The following is a 20,126-nucleotide window of genomic DNA, read 5'->3' on the forward strand; positions in this document are numbered from 1 at the left end:
GAAAGAAATCATGAAAAAATATATTTTACTAATAGCCCTGCTTGTTGGGTTCAACGCTTTCTCGCAGGAAGCTGAAGAAAGCAACTTCTACAAGATCATTACCATCCCCACACCGGAGACCATGCTCCTCGAAGTAGGTGGCATCACAACGCTTCCTGACGGAAGAGTGGCTCTCGCTACCAGAAGAGGTGATGTTTGGATCGTTGAAGATCCGTACATGAGGAACAGCAACTTGCCTTCCTTTACCCTTTTCGCCAGCGGCCTTCACGAACCACTAGGACTGACTTTCAAAGAGAATGCCCTATTGACAGCACAGCGAGGTGAGCTCACAAAGCTGCAGGACACCAACGGCGACGGGCGGGCCGATGTGTATGAAACCATCTATGCCTGGCCCGTATCAGGTCACTACCATGAATACTCTTATGGCCCCAAAATAGCCCCTGACGGAAGCATGTTCGTATCAGGCAATGTGGCCTTTGGCGACCAGGAGTGGTGGAGAGGTGAAAGCAGAGTGCCGTGGAGAGGCTGGATCATGCGTATTTCACCGGAAGGCGATATGGAGCCATGGGCTACTGGCATGCGATCACCCGCTGGACTAGGAATGATCAACGGAGAACTATTCTATGCCGACAACCAGGGCGACTGGATTGGCTCTGGAGGTATATGGCACATCAAAAAAGGAAGCTTCACCGGGCATCCGGCAGGTTTGAAATGGGCCGACAGAGCGGAATCTCCCGTAACTGTTTCCGCTAAAGAATTCTTTTCAAAAGTACATGAGGAAAGAGAACAAGTAGATGGCAGGTACCTCAAGCCCGAGAACAACGCCGATGAGAAAAATCCGGAGATGCTGTATCATGCAAAAGAAGCGGTACCTGAGATTACGCTGCCAGCGGTATGGTTGCCACATGGTATCCTGGGCATTTCGAATTCAGAAATTCTTGAGATAGGTGACGACGCCAGCTTTGGCCCGTTCAAAAATCAGCTTTTGATTGGCGACCAGGGTCAAAGCAAAATCATGAGGGTAAGCCTTGAAAAAGTAAACGGTGACTACCAGGGTGTGGCCTTCGACTTTATTAAAGATTTCCAATCGGGTGTGCTTCGCATGAGCTGGGGCCACGATGGCTCACTCTTCGTTGGGGAAACCAACAGAGGCTGGGGTTCGGCAGGAAGCACTACATCTGGTCTTGAACGTGTGGTGTGGACGGGCGAGACTCCTTTCGAAATGCAAACTGTGAAGGCCATGCCCGACGGCTTTGAGATTCGTTTCACTCAACCTGTCGACAAAGCTTCAGCCGAAGACCTCGACTCTTACGCTGGTCAATCGTTCATCTACAAGTACCACTCTGTTTATGGAAGCCCTCCTATTAATACAGAAAAACTGGGCATTAAAGGAGTGAAGGTTGCTGATGATGGCATGAGTGTAAGACTTGTGGTTGACAACCTGCGCCAATACTATGTGCATGAGATCAATCTGCCCGGAATAAAGTCTACAAATGGATCATCGGTGCTCCACGGAACTGGTTACTACACCTTGAATAATATTCCTGCAGGCACGAAATTGAACATGTCAGAGGTGAGCACCAAACGGTCATCGGCTTCTAAAAAGGTGGCACCTAAAAAAGTCGCAGCAAAACCAGCGGCCCCTAAGGCTTCAGCCAATGCTATGCTGACGACTGAGGAGATCAAACCAATTCTGGCCAAAAACACTTGCCTTGCATGCCATCAGGTGGACAAAAGGCAAGTTGGGCCAGCTTATAAAGACATTGCGGCCAGAAGGTATACGGCGAAGCAAATCGTTGATCTTATCCGCAATCCGAAGGCAGAAAATTGGCCAGGCTACTCTACGGAAATGCCTCCAATGCCACAAGTATCGGACGAAGATGCGATGAAAATAGCCAACTGGATCATTTCATTACAAGAAGAAAGACCCTAGGCGGCTGGAGAACAGAATGAAGGAAATAAAGGCTTCCAGAGTTAATCTGGGAGCTTTTTTTATGCGAGCAGTTTCACAAGCGCTTCCGCTCCGTGTGCCTGTGCGTGGATCAGGGCTGTGTTCCCTTTGTTGTCCTTCAAATGCTTGTCTGCCCCGGCATCCAGCAGGAGCTTTGCAATTTCAATCTGACCAAAGGTGGTGGCATAAATGAGGGCAGAGGCTCCTTGCTTGTTCTGAATGTTTACATCAGCGCCATGCTCAAGAAGCAACTCCACTATTTCTACATTGCCCTTAAAGCAAACGCCCATCAATGCAGTGTTACCAGCAGCGTCAATAGCATTTACATCGACACCACTTGAAAGCAGAAACCTTGCGATTTCGATCTGGTCGCTATAGGTCGCTAATACAAGGGGCGTAAATCCACGGGCATCTGGCTTTGTCAGCAGCGAACTTTCGGCTGTTGCCATCGCCTTCACACCAGCAAGATCACCTTGTCGTATCGACTGAAAAAAATCCATTCCTTTTATCATTTTAGTAAAAAAGGAGCAATCGATTGATTGCTCCTTACAAACACCTACTTTATTAGCTGGGTAACTAATATCATCTATGTTTCTACAGCACAAATGTACGGCTGATACAGTTATAATTCAAACTGATTTTTTTTATAATTAAATAGATATAATCTATATTGCAGAAAGCATGATTTAATGAATCTACAGCAACTTGAGTACATAGTAGCGCTCGATAACGAGAGAAGCTTTTCAAAAGCGTCAGATCAGTGCCACGTCACTCAGCCTACGTTGAGCATGATGATCCAAAAGCTGGAGTCAGAATATGACATAAAAATTTTTGACCGTAGCAAATACCCTGTGGTACCTACTGAAACTGGTAAGATTTTGATTAGCCAGGCCAGGCTCATTTTGCAGGAAGTGCACAAAATTCAAGAACTGGTGCAGGAAAAAAAGAACACGATTGCCGGCGATTTACAAATTGGCATCATTCCAACAATCGCCCCCTACCTGCTGCCGCTCTTTATCTATGAGTTTAATGTCAGGTACCCAAACATAAAACTGAAGATCTCAGAGCATGTCACGGACGAAATACTGGAAAAGCTGGACGAAGGCAAGCTAGACGCTGGCATACTGGTAAGTCCCGACGACACTAAGCTGTTCAACGTCTTTCCACTCTACTACGAGCCGTTTGTGGTGTACTCGGCAAGAACCTTTGACAAGGAACTCTTGCTGGCAGAGGATATTGACCCCAACGAGTTGCTGTTGCTTGAAGAGAGCCACTGCTTCCGTTCACAAATCATTCAATTCTGTGAGCTTAGAGATAAGAAAGAAAACATGCTTGAATTCACTTCAGGCAGCCTCGAAACGTTAAGAAACCTGGCGGACAAAAACCTTGGCATCACCATCCTTCCAGAATTGAGCACTTTGCAGTTGAGAGACAGTGATTCAAAAAAGCTCAAACGTTTTGCCGCCCCAGCGCCGTTTAGGGTCATTAGTCTGATGACAAGACGTGACTTTGTGAAAAAGAGAATGATAACGGCATTTATGGAGGAGATCAAAAAGCATATTCCGGAAAAATTCCAGGCGCCACAAGGGCAGGAAATCGCCTACAGGCGAAAAGAAAAGAAGGTTACTTTTTAATTTAGACTCGTGAAAAATATACTCATTGAAGGACTGGGCTGGGTAGGTGCTGTTCTGCTGTTGGCCGGGTTTGCGCTAACTAGCTACGGTGTTTTGGAGGGGGTATCCTTCGAGTTTCAGTTGTTGAACCTGCTTGGAAGTGGCTTGTTGGCCATTTACACCTATATCAAGAAGGCCTATCCGAATACAGTTCTCAATATCATTTGGATAGTCATCAGCGTCATAGCGATATTTAATATCTTCATCTAAGTCAATAGAACGTTTCCTTGCCTTTTTTGATAAAAATGAAAGTATCCGACTATATAACAGCCTTTGAGAATCATTTTGAAAAGTATAGCCATCTCTCGCCCTGGCAAATTACCTCAAGGCTAACGGAGGTACTAACAGAGCTGCTTGAGTCCTGCGATAGTGATTTTTCTATACACGAGGGCATCGCACTGCATAAAACAGTAACAATTGAAAAGGGGCCATCATCAAAGCACCGGCCATTATTGGGCCGAAATGCTTTATTGGGGCACATGCCTACCTGCGTGGAGGCGTCGTCCTCGGGCAAGGAGTGACTATCGGACCAGGCTGTGAAGTAAAATCGAGCATCGTTTTCGATCACAGCAGCCTGGCTCATTTCAATTTCGTTGGCGATAGCATCGTTGGAAGCAATGTAAACTTTGAAGCAGGCGCTGTCATCGCCAATCATTATAATGAAAGACAGGACAAACAAATAAGAGTCCTGCATCAGGGCGGGGTTGTTGAAACCGGCAGTACAAAATTCGGTGCTCTGGTAGGCGACAATTGCAAGGTAGGGGCCAATGCAGTGTTGTCACCCGGCACTGTACTTGATAAAAACGAAGTCGTGAAGCGACTGGAGTTGGTTGAGCAGGTTATGGAATGATTTGACGAAGAAAGCCGTCCACATTGCAAAGGCTTAAAAAAGAAAAACCACCGTCATGTCACAGTGGTCTTTGCAATTGAGTAAGGGTTTGAATAATTCTTTACTCGCTGTCTACAAACTCAAAATTTTCTAGTCGTAAGCCCGCTTCTGAAACCATTTGTCATGCAGGCTCAGGCCAACACTTACTGTGTAAACTGACTCTCTTCCAGTGGCACTTGTCCCCATTTGTTCCCAGCCAAAGCCCAGATTAATTCTTGACATATAATTGCTCAGAGGGAGGCTTAGTCCGCCGGTTACTCCATACCCAGCCAGCTGCTGCTCGGTTAACTTCCAGGGTTTTGTTTCATAGAAGAAGCCAGCCCGTACAACTGCTCTGCCAAAATAGGATTGACTTGCCGGATTGGGCATCCAGTCGACGCCTCCGGAGAACCTCCGGGTATCAAGCATTGTCACCTCGTTACCGAGAAAAGCCTTTGAATAATCCTTATAGAGGAAATCGCCACTGACAGCCACCTTGTCGAATAGAGATACCTCCAGTCCCACCCCGTATTCATCCGGGGTTATATAATCATCAGGATAAGAATCCCAGCCGATGAGCAGACTTGACGTTTCGGCGTTGATCAGCTGGTTGGTTTGAACAGTTTTCAGCTGAGTGCCTTTTTTCCATATGCCTCCAGCGTTGATATAACTATTCTTCCCGAATTTCTGCTGATACTGCATGCCAAAGTCAAAAGCAAAGTTGGCAAGAGACAGCCTGTCTCTGGCATAAGTTTCGTCCAGCTCGTCCAGCTGCACCTTCGTTTCCCGCTGTAGCGATCCAAAAAGGTAGTTGGCATTGAAGCCGAAAGAAAGTCGCTTCCAAATCGTGTAACCAGCCCCAACATAATAGCGATTCACCCCTCCTGTGCCTTTGTTCAACACATCGTAATTGCCATAGCCAGCCAGGTTTTTTACCTCGTTGATATTGTAGCCCATTTTTGAGTAGGGCGACATGCCCACCACCAGTCCCAGATTGTTCATTGGCTTGAACCACATCGTTAGGTTGGTAATGGAGCTTTCTACAGAATTATAATGGCTGCTGCTGTAAGTAAAGTCATGAAATGAAAAAGCATAATCGGCCAGGAAAATATAGTTTGATGGAACAATCGGGCTTGTATAGGCAGCCGGGTTGGCGGTATTTAAGTCGTACCACGGCCGGCTGCCAATACCCATTCCTCCTTTGGCTGTATTCATGCCTGAGCCCTGTGTTACCAGCTGGCCAATGCCATAGTAACTATAGGGCGAGCCATAAATATCCTGCCCCGTAACGGCAGCCAGGGTGCTAAGAAGTAAGACAAATGTTAGGATGACGCCTTTCATCATCAAAGATCTTCGTCGTAGACTTCTTCAGGTTTGAACTCCCAAATGTCATCCAACCTTACTGTGGAGCTTCGGCCAGTGGTTACAAAAATTCTGCTGCCTGCTACAAATGCGACTGCATCCTCCCTTGCTGGGCCTTCTATACCTGTATATTCTGACCAAAGGTCGGTGATAGGGTCATATTCCCAGGTGCTTACCAGCAAGCCGCTAAAGTTGCCCGTCGTGATATACCCCTTGCCATCTCTGCTAAAAGCAACAGCATTGTGCCTAACCACCAGGTAGTCGTCATCGTCGTCGAGGTCCAGCATCTGCTGCCATGTACCTGCCGACATGTCGTAGGCCCAAAAGTCGTACTGATAAACACCGTTGTTTCTGCCAGTGCCTACGTATGCCTTGTTGTCGATAGTGAATGCCACTGCATCCACCCGCTTGGATCCACCTATGCTGATCACCTGCGTCCACTCATTGGCAGCCGGGTCGTAGGTCCAAAAGTCCTTCAGGTCATTGCCATCGTAGCCAGTGCCAACGTATCCATTGGTGCTCGAATTAAAGGCAACAGCGCCATACCTCGCCGATCCGCCAAAGTCAGCGACTTGCCTCCAAGCGTCCGTAGCAGGGTCGTACTCCCAGAAATCGCCTAAATTATTCAATCCATCGTAGCCGGTACCCACATAACCTTTTCCGTTTACACTAAAGGCGACGGCGGCACTTCTTTTCACTCCAGGAAAATCTGCCTTTCTCAACCAAAAGTTCAAAGACGGATCATACTCCCACAAATCGCTGAGGTATTCTGTGCCGGTGTAGCCGGTAGCCACATATGCCTTCTCTCCTATGCTGAAAGAAACAGCACCACTTCTTGTTACTCCTTCAAAGTCAGACACCTTGGTCCAGTTTCCCTGTGAGTCGTCGTCATCACTATCATCGAGACATCCCGTGGATATAACACCCAGGCCCAGGAAAAGAAGCCATTTCATTTTTAAGTTCATCCCTTTCATGTTTATATAATTTATTTCTCAGCGGCCACATGGAATAGCTTTTACCAATGAGAATGAATATTTAGCTTTTCGATCCACTTATTCATTTCCGTTGGGTATGGTATTCCTTATGGCTATTTCATCTGTTTAAAGTTTATTTTTTTAGCGGCCAGATGGAATAGCCAAAAACCTTTTGGAAGCGATAGTCGACTATTCTCCGACTTTATTCATTCCGCTGGTTATGGACTTTCCTTATGGCTATTCCATCTTATTAGTCTATGTGTGTTTAATTATCATCTGTATCTAGCGGTATATAGTATAGCTGGAGCTTCATTCCGTTGGCCCAGTAGCCGTCCTTCAGGTACACCCTGCCGGCGCCGTAAAGCATAATATCCTCACTAAGACCCAATAGAATCGAATAGTCGTTTGACTGATCAGTGTCGAGCAGGTTGTTCACCAGATCGGTCACTTCAAGGCGGTAGAAAGTATCTTTCCCAAATTCGTCGTCAAGCACAAACTCACTACTGGTATCAAATACACCGAGCGGATAATTGTCGATACTTCCATAATATCCCGCAATAGAAGTTGGCAGATTGGTATTGGTCCCGCTTCGGTAGGTTCCTGCTACCGGTCTTATCACCAGGTCAGCATGGGGTATGTACACACTACCAGGCAGGATAAGAAGCTCCTGAATGTATGGGATTTCCACCTTTGTCATTATGTAGGCACCAGCCTGAATAAACGAATAGTGATCAGTTAACTCCGAGCTCAGCTCATCCAACTGGCTCTCCAGGCCACTCAATGCTGTCGATTTTGGATTGAACGTAGTCTTATTGAAGCAAACCGTACCCTGGCTTACAGGGAACTTATTGGTCAATTGCGTGGGTGGTATATCTGTGTAATCAGAATAATAGAGTTTGAGGCTCGAATTAGCTTTCGTAAATCCCAAAAAGCCCTCACTGTCAGCACCCGGAACCAACGCAAATCCTTTCAGAAAGTCGGTGAATAGCGCAAGATTAAATAAGGCGCTGTTACTTGTCAGTCCCATCTCAAGCAGCTCCTTGCCCAAAGCATCGGGCAGCCTTATTTCTAAAGAATCAGTCGCATTTGGTCTTGGTTTGAAGGAGTATGACCTAAGTGGCGTTTTTTCGAGACCAAAGCCTGCCGTATTGTAAATAGTCCCATAGGTATTGTACTCCATACTTTCAGCTAACCTGTAAACATCGATGGTTTGCGTTTGAAGGGTATCAAAATAGTTGTAGTCGTAATAGAGCACCAGTGTCAGGCTATCGAACCGGGAAGCAGCAGGCGGGTAAAACGAGTAGTCCTGGTAGGCTACTTCGAAAAAGGAGGTCGACGTAATTTCCCCAATGTATTCATCCTGATGGCGGCCCACCAGTAAGCGTTCGGTGTCGGATGTTACAAAAGAATCGAGACGAACGGTGGACACATCAAGTGTGAGCGTATCAATAATTATAAAGTCCGGGGTAATATCATCGATCAAATCTACCGACACAGGCAGAAGGTCATTCTCTACGCAACTGGCGATTGCCACAGCAATACCGAGCAGCAGAACCACAACTTTTAACTTGCTAGCTATTTTCTTGAAACCCATACCCGTTCCTTACTCTTACTGTAAATGGAAAATTGAATCTTGCGTAAAATTGATGCTGAAAGCCCGGGCGCCGAAATTTTTTCAACCAACCATCCGAAAATCTCAACGACCAGTATCAGCTAACCCATTTTAGAATCCGCTCCGTTACTGTTCGCTGTCCGAATACCTCACCCACTTTTCATATTGCGATGCTGTGAGCAGTTCCTCCAGTCGTTGGTTTCTGGACTTTCTAACTTGGTATAATCTGGCGTTGAAGGTGCTGTCGCCAGGGTTTGATTGTAGCTCAATGACCCGGGAAAAATACTTTTGGTTGGTTAGCCGAATCACCGCTTCCAAGGTTGGAAGGCAGCCAAAAGTCATTTCCTCTCCCTTCTACTGGTCAACATCAGCTTTAGCTCTTCTTCCGTTGAGCTTGGTAGACAAAACGCATCCAGCTTTCGTACTGACTTTCCGATAACACAGTTTCAAGGGACTGCTCCCATTTTTTCTTCAACCGTCTCCTCGCCGCAATCGCCGCAGAATCGGACAAATTTCTATGTACCAAAGCTTCCAGACCCTCAGCATACCTGTCGTTCGCTATCCCAACCACGATTTCCTGTGACGGGGTCAAATGAAGCTTATTCTTCATCTTCTTTGTCTGCTCGGCAGCCTGAAAATCATTTTGAGCCGAAGCAAGAAATACCGGAAAGATAATCAGGAGAGAAAAGGTGACTATCAACGCTTTCATTTCAGCTCCCAACTCCAGGCTTCTTCCAAAAATTATAGGTGAACTTCGCCATGAAATATCGCTGCAAAACCTCGGTTTGCACATCTTCCACATAAGCGTCGGTCACGTTCCTGCTAATGCTGTTATTCTGCTTTAGCAGGTCGTAGGCAAATAGGCTTAATTCACCCCTTTTGTCTTTAAAGAGCTTTTTACCAATACTCAGGTTCCAAAGAGCAAAATTTTGATCGTACCCTTCGGACAGGCCGCTGTAGAGCTGATGTGTAACGTCCGTCCGGAAAATGATATCAGCTGGCAAAAGCCAGTTGAAGTTCAGTCGTGTCGATTGAAAAAAGTAGTCCTGGCTTTGCCCTACCTGCAGCCGATTCTCCACGCCGGTGAATGTGGAAGTAGATGATACGGTAAAGTCGAGTGATCGGCTTATGTTGCTGCTTAAAACCAGGCCCAGTCCCAGTGCATTGCTGGTGACCATATTTAGTGCACTATTAACCAGCCCCGGAGTTTTGGTTACACTGCCTGATATATTAAAATTAAGGTTGCTTTTCAGAAATGATACTGGAATTCCATAGGTGATCAGTGAGCGAATGTTTTTATAACCATCGAGGTTGACCGGCTTTATAAACTGGCCGCCAGCAACGAGTAGCACGTCGCCAATTAACGTATCACGATCAGCAATGTAAGTTGAGTTAGTGATGTAATTGTCGGCAATTGTTCCTCCCAAAAATGCCATCAAAGTCCCCGTATTCTCCCTTATGCCAGTAGTAAATCGGGCGGTGAAATTGTGTTGGTATTGCTGACTCAACTGTTCATTGCCCGCACTTAATTGCAAAGGATTTGAGTTGTCCACCACATTTTGCAGTTGGCTGACAGAAGGAATAGAAGTACTGGTTCTGTAAACCACCATCAGGTTCTTGCCGGCCGAGCGATAGTTAAAATGGAACATTCCAAGCACATTCCTGTAGTCGCTCTTCAGAAAATACTCATAAGGGAAGGTGGTCTGATTATTCAGTTGGGCATACTGGTAAGTCACATTGCCAAGAACAGAAATGGAGCCATTGCGATAACGGTAGCCACCCCCAAACCTTTGAGCCGAGTACTGGCTGCTCAAAAGGCTACTGAGTGCAGTATCAAGTGCGGCGTAACCGGCATCAACAACATTGTAGGTGTATTTCTCGGAGTCAGTCACTTTTCGGCTGATATTGTACTCAAGCGACACCATGCCGTTTTCGCTTACCGGTTCTGTGTAAATGAGCCTTGAGGAGACTTCGTGACCTGGCGAAGAAATATCGGCACGCTGGTCGAGGCTATCAGTTTCATCGGTGAGCCTATAATTACTCGTCACACCAAGAAGCGATGTATTGCCGGTTCTATTGTTGGCGCTCAGGCCCACATTCCACGAAAAAGTCCGTCCCCGCTTGTCAAACTTGTGTCGCCAAATCAGGTTGCCGTTTCCTGAGTAGCCTTCTATGTCGGATGTCTGCGCCGAACTGGAACCACTCACTGCTTGCGTGCCATCTGTCAAAATTCCCTGAATATCTGAAACCGACTTGTTTGCCTGGGTGCTTATCGATGGCAGAAAGAGGAGTGAGTTATTTTGATTGATATCGTAAGTCAAACGCAGGTTGAGCCGATGATTTCCGTTTTCGGTGGTGTTCAACTGTTGCTCAGAATAAGTTGGTGAGCCTTCGGCATTATACACTTGATTCGTAGACTGGTTTTGGCTATTGTCCGTTTTATTGTAGAAATAACTGCCTGTAACCTCCAGTTTTTCTCCAAAGCTATCCTGATAGTTCAAGCCAATGGCATCTGTCGATGAAATACCACTTTGGGTACCCACTAGAAAGTTATCCGTCGATGATGAGCCTCCTCCTCCTGGACCTCCCCCTCCATCAGGGCGCCTTCCTCCTCCTCCAGGTCTGGCCCTCGCTCCGCCAGTGCTGGTAACGCCAAGTAAATCTTCGGACGAAAAGTTTTGTATGTTGATATTGTTTGATTGAGCCAATACGGACAGCCTCTGGTCTCCGTTCATTGCATTCAGCACACCACTTCCCATATACCTGCTATCGTTGCCCACGCCTGCGCTAGCTTTCCCAAACAGGCTATTTCTCGCACCAGGTTTGGTAATGATATTGATAGTTTTTTGTCTCTCGCCGTCGTCAAATCCCGTGAGCTGTGCCTGCTCACTCAATTGGTCGAACACCTGAATTTTGTCAACGACCTCCGATGGCAGATTGCGCATGGCAAGATTGACATCGTTACCAAAAAAGCGCTTTCCGTCAACCAGTACTTGCTTCACCTCCTCACCCTGGGCCTCAAGCTTTCCATTGTTCATCGAAACTCCCGGCATCTTCTGCACAAGATCCTCCACCGATGCGTCAGACATCGTTTTATAAGCCTCAGAGTTGTATTCTACTGTGTCACCTTTCACTTCCAGCCTCTCAACTTTCCCCATCACCCTTACCTCTTCCAAAACTTTGAGGTCTTCCTCCATCTCGATCGTCCCAAATTCATAGCTCTTTTCCAGTTGATCGACAGATAAGGTGACTGGCTTATAACTAACAAATGAGATTTGCACTGAATAGCTCCCCGGCCTTACCCCGTCGAACCTGAATATGCCCTCATCACTCGTCACTGCTGCGATTGATCTGCCTCCGTTTTTCGAACTCTTCAAAACCACATTGGCTCCGAAAATGGGTGCGCCGAGCTTCTTGTCTACCACTTTGCCTGATATCTCTAAACCCTGCGCAACGGCCAGTGCCGGTATAAGCACCGCAATGGCAAAGCATACTATTCTTTTGAAGAGGGCCATGTATTTCTTGTTGATTGTTGGGCTCCCCGACCGCCAGCCTCAACAACATCCATGTTGCTGCGGGTCGGGAATTAATGGCCGCAATAAAATAAACTGCAGAGGGGGACTATAATTTATTCAACGAACCCCGGCATTTTTTCAACGACTTTGGTAGAAGGGCACGGCAGCGTCAAAGAGGTTCACTGCCAACTGGTTGAGGAAAAAGTGGCATTGGTTGAATAGGTTTGAGAATCAAAACAAGGCTCGGTATCTTTCGATGAAATTCAAAACAAGCAAATGCCAAAATCTGCCACAGTAAAAACATATCTCTCTCATTTGGCTTTCTGGCTCGGATTCCTGGCCTTTTACGTTTTTGTCCTCAACGGCCCTTTCACATTTGAAAAGGCACTTATCCAAAGTGTTATCAACCTGAGCATTATCATACCGCTCGCTTATTTTAATATGATCGTGCTCACGCCCCGGTATGTAAGCAGTCAGTCAAAAGTCACCTCTGCTTCCTTGATTGTCCTCATCATTATGGTCGGTGCCTCCATACTTACACTTTTCCATGAGATCAACTTGCTGGAAGCCTACAGGCCGGACGGCTTCTCTGACAGAATGCAGTCATTCAACAATAGAATGCCCAACGAAAATATGCGGATGCCGGCTCCATCAGAAGGAAGTGAATGGTCGTTTCGAAATAGAGCGGAACCTGGATTTAGTCGTCGTATCATGTGGTTTCCGATGTTCATCCAAACAGGCACCATCATCCTGCTAACCACCATTTACAAAGTGACCCAAATTGCCAGCGAAAGGCAAAGAGAAACCCTGATGCTGAGAAGTGAGAAGCTTGACTCTGAGCTAAAGTTCCTCAAATCGCAGATCAATCCGCACTTCCTTTTCAACGCTATGAACAATATCTACACACTGTCACTACTGAAATCGGAAAAGACGCCCGAGGTGGTAATGAAGCTTTCTGATATGCTTAAGTACAATATCTACGAAAGTGAGAACAAAGACAGGGTTCCCATTTCAAAGGAGATTGCGTATATCAATAACTACATTGCCATTTATGTACTCAAAGACAACACTATCAAAGAAAACATCAGCTTTGAGTACGAAACACCAGAAGATGTAAGCATAGCTCCCATGCTACTTTTTCCCTTCGTAGAAAATGCTTTTAAACACAGCAATATAGAAGATACGGCCAACGGGAGAATTTCAATAGACCTCGAGGTTCAAGCGGGGCTGCTCACCTTTAAATGCAGAAACAGCCTGTCGCAGAATAAAAAATCTAAAGACAAAGAAGGCGGAATAGGAATCACCAATGTAAAGCGGCGATTGGCGCTAATTTATCCAGGTCGGCACGAGTTGAAAACTCAGGAGACAGATGGTGAGTTTGTTGTAGACATGAAAATTCTGATTTCATGAGCACTGTGCCAAAAATCCGATGTATCATAGTGGACGATGAAGAACTGGCCAGGGCTCTCATCAAAGAATATGTGTCCAAAATCCCGTCACTGGAACTAGTAGGCACTTACAAAAACCCGCTTGAAGCCTTGGGAGTACTACGAGCTGAGCAGATTGATCTCATGTTTCTGGATATTCAAATGCCAGAACTTACCGGCATTCAGTTCCTCAAGTCGCTTGAGAAAAAGCCGGTAGTGATATTTACTACCGCCTATCCGGAATATGCGCTTGAGGGCTATGAGCTCGACGTGGTCGACTACCTGGTGAAGCCTGTAAGCATTGAACGATTCCTGCACGGCGTGAACAAAGCCACAAAGATCCTCCACAATAAAACGGATAATTCAGGCACAACCAATCAACCGGATTTTATTGTAGTACACGCTGACCACAAGATATACAGGCTGCTACTGGCCGACATCCTTTACATTGAAGGGTTGAGAGAGTATGTATCGTACTTTACTTCGGATGGCAAAAGAATCATAGCGCTGGAGTCGCTAAAAAAACTGGAAGAAATACTCCCCCCCAACATGTTTATGCGGGTGCACAAGTCATACATTGTGCCTATTAACCGGGTGCGTGTAATCGAGGGTAATATGGTGATGGTTGAGAAAAAGGGCATTCCTATTGGCGCCAGCTACAAAGAAGCAACGCTCAAAGCCCTGATGCCCGGCTAGCCTTACTCAGGCAGGGCAAACGCCACGTACTCATCACTAATGACGTACTATTAAGCCCTATTCATCCTTCTTGAAAAATCTGATAAACTCAGACTGCTCGCCATCAATTTGCATAAGATAAAGACCCTCTTTAAGAAACGAGACGTCGAGCTCTGTCATTTGATCCATTGAAGAGATCGTACGTAGTGTATTGCCGCTTAAGTCCCTTATCACCAGATTCTTTTTACCACCTCTGTTAGTATTAACGTTTATCACGCCTGTTGATGGGTTTGGATATAAATGACTGCGGGTTTCATCACGCACACCAAGTGCTACTCCTCTTATTACCAGGTTATTGGATCTTATAGAAGTGTAGGTGGTATTGTTCCTTGAGCTATTAGCCTGCTCTATTGCTCTATTGGAAATAGGCATGTTTAGCACGATTTCCAGGACGTACTGATAGACTTTGTCAGGCTCAACCTCCAAATCAGTAAAGGAATTATTTGAAGAAGACAGTGAAGTCAAAAGCGTTTTTTCAGCACTTCCCTCTCCTTTATAAAGGTTGATAGTAGAATAGTCAACTCCGATGTACTGGTTCCATAAAAGGTTGACGCTATTGTCAAGCCCCACACTACTTGTGAGGTGCAGCGTTTTGTGAAAGTCACCAAGCTCGCCCTCCGTTCCGCAGTTGTCCAGAACTCCTACTTTATACTTATAGGACTGCGTTCTTGCATCGGATTCAATGTCAATAAACTCTGTCGCACTCCCACTTTCAACAAACCCAATTTGCTCATACTCTCCTGCGGTGCTTGTCTCTCTGTAAATCAAGAACTTATTCACATTGTAGGATTCGGAGGCATCCCAAACAACTTTGTTCATGATTCCAGTCCCATCCGAAGTTACAAGTCCAATGGTTGGTTGATAAACCGCTTTGGTACCCAGCTCGATCGTTGCTGAAGCTGAGTGCCCATTTGAGTCAGTGACGGTTACATCATAATTTCCGGCAGAAAGTCCGACCAGGTCCTCGTCAGTACTTCCAGTAGACCATATAATTTGCAATGGCGGTGCCGCATCAGAAATCACCAAATCAATCTCTCCGTCACTGTTCTCTTCGCAAAGTGGCCCCGAAAGTGCTGTTGTCAATGTCACATCATTTATATTATTGACCCCAATGGCAAGTTGCGCTTCTGTACTCAAGCCACCAGCATCGGTCGACTTGATACGGACTGTGTAATTGCTTTTGGCTTCATAATCAAATTTCTCTTTCGCCAATAACTGATTTGATGCAATTACAAAAGAAGCATTGTCGTTGGCGTTGCCATCTTCAACAAATGCATACACAAACGTGTCGCTGGCATCAACGTCCGCAGTAGCAAGCGTGGCCACAAGGCTACCAACGGGGAGGTTTTCATCAATGGCCGACGTCGACAACGATACACCTGTCGGAGCTTCATTGACATTGCTCAACGAGATGGCCACCAGCCTTGGTTCGCTCACATTGACTCCATCGGAAACCGTTAGCTCCAGCGCATAAGTTGGCCGTACTTCGTAGTTGAGCTTTGTGCCATCGGCCACAGTTAACAAACCGCTTTCAGGGTCAACAGCAAACGCTCCATCAATATTACCCTGGCTTATAGTCCAGCTTTTTAATATGGTATTTGCGTTTCCCCCGGCAGCTTGTAGCTGCATCACTTCAGTGCCATTGGCACTGTTTTCGGGAATAATACCCTCCTGATCTACAGTGATGATGGGCGGATCATTCACGTCCAGGATAGTGATAACTACTGTTGCCTCGCCGCTTGTTAGCGTGCCATCGGTAACAGTCACTCCAATTTCCATTGTCGGAGTGGTTTCAAAGTCAAGCTGATTACCATCAGCGACAGAAATTTGTCCGGTTGCAGCGTCTATAGAAAACGCTCCATTTTCGTTGCCACTGGAGATCTGCCAGTTGCTCAGGGCAGCTCCAGCGTCTTCATCTGTCGCAGTTATCAAGGCAACTTCAGTCCCGGCCAGGCTGTTCTCATCCACAGTGCCTGTCTGTTCGGCTGCCACGACAGGCGCCTCATTTTTATCTACAATTGTTATGTTTAGAGAACCCTCGGAACCAACCGTCGTCCCATCGCTCACGGTTACCCCAATAAGGAAGGACGAAACTTCTTCAAAGTTGAGCTTTGCCTGATCAGCGACAGTAATGATGCCTGTTTCTGCATCAATTGCAAATGCTTCTGAGTCGTTGCCACTGGTGATCGTCCAATTTTCAAATACAGTGTCGCCATCCTGATCCGATGCCACAACTGCAATTACTTCAGTTCCATTCTCAGTATTTTCGTCTAACGACACACTCTGGTCTGCATCAATCACCGGCCCGTCATTTATATTGTTCACATTAATGGTGACGGATTCTTCAGCACTGGTTTGATTGTCGTCGGTGGCTGTAATTGTAAGCTCATAGGAAGCACTGGTTTCGAAGTCCAATTTGGAAGCATCTGCCACTTTTATCACCCCACGGTCGGTAATCGAAAATGCACCACTTTCATTCCCTGCCGTAATTTCAAACTGCATGCCTACCGGCGGGATGTAAGTCGGAGTCGTCAGATTAGTAGTCGTTTCTGTTCCCAACTGCCCATGGGCATTGATTCCCCAGGCCCAAAGTGATCCATCTTCCTTGATGGCAAAACTTTCTCCGATTTTAACCCAGTCGGTGTCAGTTCCTATCTGCACAGGCAAGTCCCTGTCAGTAGTGGTGCCATCCCCTACCTGCCCCTTGTCGTTTTTCCCCCAGGCCCAGAGAGTTCCATTGGTTTTTAGACCAATGGCTCTATTGCCATTTCCCGCTCCGTAGTACTCAACATCAGCCCAATCGGCATCGGAACCAAACTGGTTGACAGTGCTGCCCCATTTGTAAAGTGTCCCGTCATCTTTGATCCCATAGGCCGTATATTCATCCCCTGCTACAATTTTCCAGTCAGCGTCAGAACCAACTTGGGTTGGCGCAGTCACATCAATGTTAGTATCTGTGATTCCCAGCCCCAGGTTCGACCCATAAACCGCACCCCAAGACCAAAGGGTACCGTTGGACTTCAACGCATAATTCACCCAAATTTCAGAGTCTACGAATTTCCAGTCAGTGTCTGCGCCAATCTGGACTGGTGTTTTGCTAGAAAAATTCGACGATCCCATTCCCGACTCTCCTCTGTTGGATCCGCCCCAAAACCAAATGGTTCCATCCTGCTTAATTCCTAGTTGACAAATATATCCAGCAGCAACCATGTCCCAATCGCTGGTACCGGTCACTTTAACTGCAGTAAAGAATGTATTCAGATCGTAATCGGTTTCTGTGTTTTCATCTCCATAATACTCAACTCCCCATGCAAATACTTCTCCGTTTGTTTTTGTCCCGACCGCAAAACCTACGCCCTGGTCCACCGATTGCCAGTTATTTTCAGTACCAACTTTTGTAGGCATCAGTGTTTCGACATTCGTCCCAATCCCAGAGACTCCATCAAAATTGTAACCCCATGACCAAAGGGATCCGTCTGTCTTCAGGAGATGAGTGGTTTGGTTGGTGCTAGTGATTTGATTGATATAACTGTGGGTTATCTTCACTGACCCAACCTCAACTCCTTCTGCGGAGTTTTCGTCAATGGTCAATATTTGATCAGGTTTAATAACAGGCTGGGAAAACGCCGTAAAGGCAAGGTTCACCAAAAATGCGGCAATTGCTAATCTATTTTTCATATTATTTCCATCGTAGATTGGATACTTGTGATAAAAATAGTACCCAAATAACTAATAGCAACAAAAATTGCTAAGGATTATCCTACAACGGACTAATAATTAAAATATGGAAAAATAAAAACTCTGCTGTCTTACTCCGGCAACGCAAACGCCACATACTCATCACCAGACTTTGCACCTATTTTGCCGCCGCCACAGGCGATCACAACGTATTGCTTGCCATCCACCATATATACAGCCGGAGTAGCAAAGCCTGAAGCTGGCAGGTCAGCTTCCCAGAGCACCTCGCCACTTACTTTGTCGAACGCCCTTATCTTTTCATCCTTGGTGGCTGCAATAAACACTAGGCCGCCTTTGGTGGAAACGGGCCCTCCATAGTTTTCAGTGCCAGTCGCCGGAATACCCTTTTCAGTCAATTCTTTCAACTCTCCCAGCGTCTTCTTCCAAAGCAGCTTGCCCGTGTTGAGGTCAACAGCGTTCAGCGTTCCCCAGGGTGGTTTAATGCCGGGATATCCGTTTTCGTCTATAAAGCGATTGTACCCAGTCATCCTGAAGGGGATCTCGGGTGTCCGGGCCTGAATTTCATTGCCATCCACTTCCGGTACCGCCTCCTTGTCCTCCAAGTCGAGCACAAACGCCATCAAGGCTTCCTGCTCCCCATCAGGAATTTGTTTGAAGGCAGGCATCATATTCTTGCCGGTGGCAATGAGTGTTGATAGCTGCGCCTTATTGTATCGTTGGTTCAAATCAACCAGCGACGGATAGGCAGCACCGTTGCCCTTTCTCTCGGGCCCGTGACACGACATGCAATACTTGTTGTAAACACCCTGACCAATGCCCTTCAAAGAAGAGCCGCCGGTGTTGTTGGCAGGGGCCTCCACCATGTGTAAAGCCCAGGGCATTTCGCTGGAATTCACATACAGGATGCCTGACTCGGGATCCACAGACGCACCACCCCATTCTCCGCCGCCATCATAGCCAGGGAAAATCCAGGAGCCCTCTTTGCTCGGAGGCGTAAACGCCTCACTGTATTTGACTGTCTTAAATTTCTCCAGCAGATACGCATAAGCCTCCGGAGTGGTGCCATACACATCTGCTTCAGTGAACGATTGTCTGGCAAATGGCTCCGGCAATGTGGGAACAGGCTGCGTTGGCCACGGTGCTTCGCCATCAAGCGCAAAAGTTGGAACCGGAACTTCCTCGATAGGGAAAACTGGCTCCCCAGTCTCTCTGTCTAATAAAAACACATAGCCATGCTTTGTGATTTGAGCCACAGCGTCAATCATCTTCCCATCGTGATTGACAGTGGTAAGGATAGGATTGGTAGCCAAATCCCTGTCCCACAGGTCGTGATGCACCACCTGATAGTGCCAGATATATTTTCCCGTGCCGGCTTCCAGCGCTATAACACAGTTGGCGAACAGGTTCTCGCCCTTGCGAAAGCCTCCGTAAAAATCAGGGTTGGCAGTGCCAGTCGAAACGAAAACGATACCCCGCTCTGCGTCGAGCGACATCCCCGACCAATCGTTCGCTCCGCCTATTTTTTTCCAGGCGTCGGGGTCTTCCCAGGTGTCGTAGCCTTTTTCGCCAGGGTGAGGAATCGTATGAAAGATCCATTTCCGCTCCCCGGTCCGCACATCAAAAGCCCTGATATGCCCGGGTAGGGCATCAGGCCCTTCCGACAACCGCATGCCCATAATGATCAGGTCGTTGAAAATAATCCCGGGTGTGGTGCCTGAGGCATATGTCTTACTAATATCCAGGTCGGTATCCAGCTGCTCTCTAAGGTCAATATGCCCGCCTTGCCCAAAGCTTTCCACCAACTGGCCCGTCTCTGCATCGACCGCATACAAGTTCTCGGCAATGCTGTAGTATATCCTTCCCTTACCAGCTTCATCCGCCCAGTACATCACTCCCCGGTTCACCGCAAACCAAAACCTGTCCTCGGTTAGCTGCTCCCTGGTCTCCTTGAAAGGATCAAAAACCCACTTTTCTGCACCTGTAGCGGCGTCCAGGGCAAATAACTTTGACTCTGCTGAAGTACCATACAGCACCCCGCCCACAACGATTGGATTGCATTGGATTTGCGACCGGTTTTTAGGGTCTTTATCACCGGTGCTGTAGCGCCAGGCCTCTTGCAACTTACTTACATTTTGCTTGTTGATTTGATCATTCGAAGAATACCTTTCACCCATTTTGGATCCGGCGTAGGCGGGCCAGCCACTGTAGTCGCCGGAAGCTTTTTCACACGATGAAAAAAGAAAGGAAATAAGAATAAATGAAGCAAAACAGTTTACAAAGGAACGGGGAGTTGTCATTGTCAGTAGGTTT

At 46.8% G+C, this 20,126-nt stretch carries 15 protein-coding genes; 7 read left to right on the forward strand and 8 right to left on the reverse strand.

Going from position 1 to position 20,126, the window contains the following annotated elements; genetic code table 11:
* The first annotated feature begins 10 nt into the window (after positions 1-10).
* Entirely contained in the window at positions 11-1,933 is a 1,923-nt protein-coding gene (locus GC130_RS04985) for a c-type cytochrome (protein WP_151997172.1), read from the forward strand.
* Between the two features lie 59 nt (positions 1,934-1,992).
* Here GC130_RS04985 and GC130_RS04990 read toward each other — a convergent pair whose 3' ends face one another.
* The gene (locus GC130_RS04990; protein WP_151997173.1) at positions 1,993-2,451 is read right to left on the reverse strand and encodes an ankyrin repeat domain-containing protein; all 459 of its coding nucleotides are present in this window, start codon (positions 2,449-2,451) and stop codon (positions 1,993-1,995) included.
* Positions 2,452-2,640: 189 nt separating this feature from the next.
* Between GC130_RS04990 and GC130_RS04995 the strand changes: the two genes are divergently transcribed.
* From GC130_RS04995 to GC130_RS05005, 4 genes are read left to right on the forward strand one after another with little or no spacing between them, the layout of a single operon-like run.
* The gene (locus GC130_RS04995) at positions 2,641-3,585 is read left to right on the forward strand and encodes a LysR substrate-binding domain-containing protein (RefSeq protein ID WP_151997174.1); all 945 of its coding nucleotides are present in this window, start codon (positions 2,641-2,643) and stop codon (positions 3,583-3,585) included.
* Positions 3,586-3,594: 9 nt separating this feature from the next.
* Positions 3,595-3,834, forward strand: coding sequence for a hypothetical protein (locus GC130_RS05000; RefSeq protein WP_151997175.1), 240 nt, complete (start codon positions 3,595-3,597; stop codon positions 3,832-3,834).
* A 35-nt stretch (positions 3,835-3,869) separates the two neighbouring features.
* Complete coding sequence (locus GC130_RS28835) at positions 3,870-4,145, forward strand: hypothetical protein (RefSeq protein ID WP_201568519.1); 276 nt, start codon at positions 3,870-3,872, stop codon at positions 4,143-4,145.
* Complete coding sequence (locus GC130_RS05005; RefSeq protein ID WP_370455742.1) at positions 4,094-4,474, forward strand: hypothetical protein; 381 nt, start codon at positions 4,094-4,096, stop codon at positions 4,472-4,474. The genes GC130_RS28835 and GC130_RS05005 overlap by 52 nt, the downstream gene beginning before the upstream one ends.
* Before the next feature lie 129 nt (positions 4,475-4,603).
* Here GC130_RS05005 and GC130_RS05010 read toward each other — a convergent pair whose 3' ends face one another.
* From GC130_RS05010 to GC130_RS05030, 5 genes are all read right to left on the reverse strand, one after another.
* Positions 4,604-5,836, reverse strand: coding sequence for a hypothetical protein (locus GC130_RS05010; protein WP_151997176.1), 1,233 nt, complete (start codon positions 5,834-5,836; stop codon positions 4,604-4,606).
* The gene (locus GC130_RS05015) at positions 5,836-6,819 is read right to left on the reverse strand and encodes a kelch repeat-containing protein (protein WP_226940383.1); all 984 of its coding nucleotides are present in this window, start codon (positions 6,817-6,819) and stop codon (positions 5,836-5,838) included. The genes GC130_RS05010 and GC130_RS05015 overlap by 1 nt, the downstream gene beginning before the upstream one ends.
* A 274-nt stretch (positions 6,820-7,093) precedes the next feature.
* Positions 7,094-8,422, reverse strand: a complete 1,329-nt coding sequence (locus GC130_RS05020; protein WP_151997178.1) for a DUF4270 family protein — start codon at positions 8,420-8,422, stop codon at positions 7,094-7,096.
* A 391-nt stretch (positions 8,423-8,813) separates the two neighbouring features.
* Positions 8,814-9,149 carry a hypothetical protein gene (locus GC130_RS05025; RefSeq protein WP_151997179.1) on the reverse strand — a complete coding sequence of 112 codons (336 nt, stop codon included), beginning with the start codon at positions 9,147-9,149 and terminating at the stop codon, positions 8,814-8,816.
* 1 nt (position 9,150) lies between these two features.
* Positions 9,151-11,955, reverse strand: a complete 2,805-nt coding sequence (locus tag GC130_RS05030; RefSeq protein WP_151997180.1) for a TonB-dependent receptor — start codon at positions 11,953-11,955, stop codon at positions 9,151-9,153.
* Positions 11,956-12,231: 276 nt separating this feature from the next.
* Between GC130_RS05030 and GC130_RS05035 the strand changes: the two genes are divergently transcribed.
* Complete coding sequence (locus GC130_RS05035; protein ID WP_151997181.1) at positions 12,232-13,365, forward strand: sensor histidine kinase; 1,134 nt, start codon at positions 12,232-12,234, stop codon at positions 13,363-13,365.
* Positions 13,362-14,078, forward strand: coding sequence for a LytTR family DNA-binding domain-containing protein (locus GC130_RS05040; RefSeq protein ID WP_151997182.1), 717 nt, complete (start codon positions 13,362-13,364; stop codon positions 14,076-14,078). The genes GC130_RS05035 and GC130_RS05040 overlap by 4 nt, the downstream gene beginning before the upstream one ends.
* A 57-nt stretch (positions 14,079-14,135) precedes the next feature.
* Here the strand turns inward: GC130_RS05040 and GC130_RS05045 are convergent, their stop codons facing one another.
* Together GC130_RS05045 and GC130_RS05050 are read right to left on the reverse strand one after the other, a co-directional pair.
* On the reverse strand, positions 14,136-17,795 hold the full coding sequence (locus tag GC130_RS05045) for a cadherin domain-containing protein (RefSeq protein WP_151997183.1): 3,660 nt from the start codon (positions 17,793-17,795) through the stop codon (positions 14,136-14,138).
* A gap of 131 nt (positions 17,796-17,926) precedes the next feature.
* On the reverse strand, positions 17,927-20,113 hold the full coding sequence (locus tag GC130_RS05050) for a PQQ-binding-like beta-propeller repeat protein (protein WP_151997184.1): 2,187 nt from the start codon (positions 20,111-20,113) through the stop codon (positions 17,927-17,929).
* Positions 20,114-20,126: the final 13 nt, after the last annotated feature.

The organism is Imperialibacter sp. EC-SDR9, assembly GCF_902498805.1.
In the GTDB taxonomy this organism is placed as follows: domain Bacteria; phylum Bacteroidota; class Bacteroidia; order Cytophagales; family Cyclobacteriaceae; genus Imperialibacter.

What these genes read in the sequence shown, in the direction of transcription:
- GC130_RS05045 (WP_151997183.1), bottom strand. Translation starts at nt 17,795, where the DNA reads ATGAAAAATAGATTAGCAATTGCCGCATTTTTGGTGAACCTTGCCTTT.
- GC130_RS05050 (WP_151997184.1), bottom strand. Translation starts at nt 20,113, where the DNA reads ATGACAACTCCCCGTTCCTTTGTAAACTGTTTTGCTTCATTTATTCTT.
- GC130_RS28835 (WP_201568519.1), top strand. Translation starts at nt 3,870, where the DNA reads ATGAAAGTATCCGACTATATAACAGCCTTTGAGAATCATTTTGAAAAG.
- GC130_RS04995 (WP_151997174.1), top strand. Translation starts at nt 2,641, where the DNA reads ATGAATCTACAGCAACTTGAGTACATAGTAGCGCTCGATAACGAGAGA.
- GC130_RS05025 (WP_151997179.1), bottom strand. Translation starts at nt 9,149, where the DNA reads ATGAAAGCGTTGATAGTCACCTTTTCTCTCCTGATTATCTTTCCGGTA.
- GC130_RS05010 (WP_151997176.1), bottom strand. Translation starts at nt 5,836, where the DNA reads ATGATGAAAGGCGTCATCCTAACATTTGTCTTACTTCTTAGCACCCTG.
- GC130_RS04990 (WP_151997173.1), bottom strand. Translation starts at nt 2,451, where the DNA reads ATGGATTTTTTTCAGTCGATACGACAAGGTGATCTTGCTGGTGTGAAG.
- GC130_RS05040 (WP_151997182.1), top strand. Translation starts at nt 13,362, where the DNA reads ATGAGCACTGTGCCAAAAATCCGATGTATCATAGTGGACGATGAAGAA.
- GC130_RS05030 (WP_151997180.1), bottom strand. Translation starts at nt 11,955, where the DNA reads ATGGCCCTCTTCAAAAGAATAGTATGCTTTGCCATTGCGGTGCTTATA.
- GC130_RS05015 (WP_226940383.1), bottom strand. Translation starts at nt 6,819, where the DNA reads ATGAACTTAAAAATGAAATGGCTTCTTTTCCTGGGCCTGGGTGTTATA.
- GC130_RS05035 (WP_151997181.1), top strand. Translation starts at nt 12,232, where the DNA reads ATGCCAAAATCTGCCACAGTAAAAACATATCTCTCTCATTTGGCTTTC.
- GC130_RS04985 (WP_151997172.1), top strand. Translation starts at nt 11, where the DNA reads ATGAAAAAATATATTTTACTAATAGCCCTGCTTGTTGGGTTCAACGCT.
- GC130_RS05020 (WP_151997178.1), bottom strand. Translation starts at nt 8,422, where the DNA reads ATGGGTTTCAAGAAAATAGCTAGCAAGTTAAAAGTTGTGGTTCTGCTG.